Origin of the sequence: Shewanella sp. SM101 (assembly GCF_025654465.1) — a bacterium.
Taxonomy (GTDB): domain Bacteria; phylum Pseudomonadota; class Gammaproteobacteria; order Enterobacterales; family Shewanellaceae; genus Shewanella; species Shewanella oncorhynchi.
On the sequence record NZ_JAKKRH010000105.1, the window covers coordinates 1 to 3,717 of the forward strand.

Below are 3,717 nucleotides of genomic sequence, written 5' to 3' on the forward strand. Positions count from 1 at the left end.
CATATACATATATGGACCCATCCGGTTTGCAAGACATTCGATAGCGATTTTGAGAAGAGTTCATTGCACCCATATATTCGGCCTGTTATTGAGGTATGCCTCTGGCCCTGATGGATATCTGCTTCTACTGTCCTTATCATCCTTGCGGCTTCATTATGAGCCTATRSCGAGCTAAGGTTTTCAGTAGATCAGTCTGACTGTCTCATCATCAAATCAAKTGTCWTAGCAACTTGCTGGTTGRTTAATTATTAACGTTTATTGAATCTTTCAGYACTATASTGGAAGTCGATAYTCTTCGTCATGCGCCGCGATAACCCATGCCATTCTSGCGAGCTTATTGGCGACGGCYACACAGGCTCGGTTAAAACCKCGGCGYTCWGCTAACTGGATTGCCCAGCAGCTAAATTTATCCTGTTTATGACAACTGTGCTGCAACACTGTTCTTGCACCGTGGATGAACAGGGTGCGTAAATACGCATTTCCCCGTTTGCTTATTCCAAGGAGGTTATCTTTACCTCCACTGCTGTGTTGCTTGGGAACCAAGCCACACCAAGCAGAAAAGTGCCTGCCATTAGTGAAATCTTTACCATCACCGGCGGCCGCATAAAAGGCGGTAGCGGTGACTGGACCAATACCTGGGATAGTTTCTAAACGCTGGCAAATCACATTGTTCTTAGTTTCAGTGAGCACTTGAACGTCACAACCCTTAAGCCGTTTTTCTATATCAGCAAACTCTTCATATAACTGATAAAAAATCGTCCGACCTTTGATCGTCAGCGCATTGATTTCATCCGCTAAAATATCTGGAAACTGTACTTTAAAAGCCGATTTACTTTTGGTCATCACAATGCCGTATTCCGCTAACATCCCTCTGACTTGATTGATTAAGGCGGTTGATTGTTTGTTTAAACGCTCACGCATACGGTGGAGCAGTTGCACATCTTGCTGCTCAACGCTTTTGGGTTTTACAAACCGCATGTTGGGTCGCTGCGCAGCTTCAGCGATGGCTAGCGCATCGTTGTAGTCATTTTTATTACCTTGCCGAAAAGGCACCACAAATTGAGGTGCGATTAGCTTGACGTTATGGCCCAACAGCTCAAATTCTCTGGCCCAGTAATTTGCTCCACCACAGGCTTCCATCACAATCAGACACGGCTCAATTTGAGCAAGAAAGGGAAGTAAGTCCTTGCGTCTAAGCATTTTCTTTTTGATTAACTTGCCTGCTTTATCGACACCAACAGCATGAAAAACAGACTTTGCGATATCTAAACCAATTGTAGTAATCTTCATAAGTGGACCCGTCCTCTTTCTGATGAGTTTTAGCGACTACATCGTGGCCCATTGTGAGGCCGATTAAAAGTGGATGGGTCCATTCCATTATCCATGCTGTTAAACCCAAAAGAGTTATGGATGTCCCATCTTTGCTTTTTTTAATCCTGAAAGAGTTGTGTCTGTTCTATTTTTATCTTAACTTAGCTGTCTCAAAAACATAAGTTGTTCACTACCTTTGTATATCGGATTCCATTCAACGTCATTCATATCACCAATATAGCGGTACTCAGTAGTTGAAAAAACAACTTGAATATCATGTTTTTGACAAAGTAATTTCAATTGAAGTATATATTTATTAAGGTCATCATTATGTATTTCATGTTGCTTAGGCGTATCAAGTATTAGAACTTTAAAGCTAAGTAATGAATTTATTGCCATTAACTCAAGGAGAGCTGCATGGTATGCAAGAACTGCACGAATTTTAGTGCTACCTTTCAATTGGGATACTTGCTCAGTACCTAGAACTGGAATGAAGTCGTCTTTGAATGTGATGTCAAAGCTTATATTAGTGGTATGAATTATATTTAGCCATTTTATAAGCAGCTCTCTTAATTGAGATCTAATTTTTAAAATAGATGGGATAGATTCTCTATCGGCTGAATAAGATTGATACTTTTCTAGAGCTGTATCTCTTTGCCTCAAAATATCAATGTGAGATTTTTCAATATCTATAAGTGAATCAAGTTCATCTTTCTGACTCTGCAATGAAAAAACTCGATTCTTAATTTCTGAAATAGAATCTACTAACGCTGATATTTCTGATTTGTTAGTGTATTTGTTACGTTCATTAATGATATTTTTAACTACAGTCTCCAGTTGAACCTTCTGCAAATGGAGAGTTTCTAGTTTATCTTTGTCTGCATCGGCATTACGTTCTAAATCTTTAATTTGATCTTTTAGATAAAGTAAATTTTTACTGTAAGAGTCAGAGCTGGAGGAAAACAAACGGCATGAACTAGAACTACAAATTTCATTAAACGATAGAAATACTCTTCTCGCTTCTTCATTTAGATTTAATGTTTCAATTTCAACATTAATTTCATGTACGATTTTGTTAATGCCTTGCGTTCGACTTTCTATTGCATAAATTTCATCTGCAAGTCTGCGAATGTCTTTTCTATTACTGTTTACTAGTCTATCAAGAGCAACTAAAGAATCATCATGTGTTGCTCCTGAAGATTTAAAAGCCTCTAATTCTTGTTCAAGACTAGAAATTTCGTGTGATATCTCATTATAGTTTTTAGATATTGAGTTGACAGATTGTGTTGCAAGTTTCAACTTTAAAGCAGAAGCATTTACCCGTTTGTCCAGTAATTCAAGATGCTGCTTAGCTGTAAGCTTAGATTTCTTAGCGTCAAAAGAGTTCTTAACCGGGAGATCCAAAATCATTCTCATTATCTCAGAAAACTGATCTTTTATAAAATTATTTGGAGCATGATAAAGTTTAGAATAACCATCATCTTGATCAAGATAAAAAATAGGCAAGAACGAAGCTACATATGCATATGTAGCTGCATTATTGTTTGATATTAGAGTTTCTGTTTTTAGTCCTAGTTTTTCAAATATAAATGAAGAGTAATCTTTCTCATTATAAAAATTTATTCTTCGACCATCAGTGTCAATTACTTCAACATTAACATCTCTACTATAGGTGCGCTTAATATTGATTTTTTTATCACGGCATTCAATATTAAGTTCAACATAGCTGCAGTGATTGTAAATATCATTTCTGAAAATGGATGGAAATCCTAGGCAATACGCAATAGATTGTACTAATGGGGTTTTTCCACATCCATTTGGACCATAAAGTTGAGTGATGTTATCACCGAAAACAAGTTTGTCAGATTCCCATCCATTCTTATTTATTGGGAATATCTTAATGTCTAATAATTTCATTCCAACTCCAAGTCTAGCTGTTTTGATACGCAAATGTTTCGATATGAATTAGCTATTCTAGATAAGTTGTATGATAGGTCATCGTCATTGTTCATTGCCTTTGAAATAATTTTTTTACCTAGTTCAGTGATAATTATCCTATTGCTTGATCTATCAACCTCGATTAATTTTGTTGATTCTAAGAAGCTTAGTGCTTTGACTGTACGTATCCTTAAATTTGCAGACCAACCGATATGCTGAGCTGAGCCCTGAAGAATCCCCTGATGATTTACAAATAAATCATCAAATTAGGGTGGAAGCGCATCTTGTTGCATGATCAAATGGTTTCGCCAAAAACTACACTTGGACAACAAGATGCGCGAAGCCAATATCCTACAACATTCTTTACACCAATACTGCCCAGAACTTCACCTAAAACGATTAAACAGCTTGATGCTGGCCTCTAAGGCACTGATTGAATGTAAGACACTGACCTTGACTGAGTTAGGT

Annotated in this window: 2 protein-coding genes and 1 pseudogene; 1 reads left to right on the forward strand and 2 read right to left on the reverse strand. The window is 37.3% G+C overall.

From position 1 onward, the window contains the following. Positions 1-273: 273 nt before the first annotated feature. On the reverse strand, positions 274-1,290 hold the full coding sequence (locus L5M38_RS23950; RefSeq protein ID WP_263180528.1) for an IS110 family transposase: 1,017 nt from the start codon (positions 1,288-1,290) through the stop codon (positions 274-276). A gap of 177 nt (positions 1,291-1,467) precedes the next feature. After that, positions 1,468-3,228 carry an AAA family ATPase gene (locus L5M38_RS23955; protein ID WP_263180529.1) on the reverse strand — a complete coding sequence of 587 codons (1,761 nt, stop codon included), beginning with the start codon at positions 3,226-3,228 and terminating at the stop codon, positions 1,468-1,470. Between the two features lie 354 nt (positions 3,229-3,582). Between L5M38_RS23955 and L5M38_RS23960 the strand changes: the two are divergent. Beyond that, positions 3,583-3,717, forward strand: a pseudogene (locus L5M38_RS23960) (IS4 family transposase); the annotation flags it as partial.

What these genes read in the sequence shown, in the direction of transcription:
- L5M38_RS23955 (WP_263180529.1), bottom strand. Translation starts at nt 3,228, where the DNA reads ATGAAATTATTAGACATTAAGATATTCCCAATAAATAAGAATGGATGG.